Origin of the sequence: Saccharothrix sp. NRRL B-16314 (genome assembly GCF_000716595.1) — a bacterium.
Taxonomy (GTDB): domain Bacteria; phylum Actinomycetota; class Actinomycetes; order Mycobacteriales; family Pseudonocardiaceae; genus Actinosynnema.
Map to the genome: position 1 here is coordinate 1 of NZ_JNXC01000195.1, position 333 is coordinate 333.

The window sequence follows — 333 nt, forward strand, 5'->3', positions numbered from 1 at the left end:
AGCCTGCACAGGTCAGAGCGACTGTGCGGATATCCGGTACCTGTAAACCTACGCCTTCGGAGTTGGTCTATGACTAAGGGTGTAATTCCACTGACGCTCGATGAAGTGATCAGGGTTCGCAAGTCGATGTTCGAAATGAAGATCGGGTCCCGGGAATTCGGCAACGATCTCCCCCTCTACCCTGAGAAGCTGCAGTCTGCGGTGGCTCGCCAGGTTGCCGGGTACGGGGACTTCTTGAAGTATCGAAAACTTGAAGGCGTGGCTGCGACCTTGTTTTTTGGTCTTGCCTGCAGTCATTCCTTTGATAATGGAAATAAGCGCACCGCTCTTGTC

The 333-nt window shown here is 53.2% G+C and carries 1 protein-coding gene; it reads left to right on the forward strand.

What is annotated here, in order from left to right; all coding sequences use genetic code 11:
* Positions 1 to 69: 69 nt before the first annotated feature.
* Positions 70 to 333 (forward strand): Fic family protein (locus OQ02_RS44615; protein WP_197043733.1); only part of this gene is annotated, 264 nt, incomplete at its 3' end.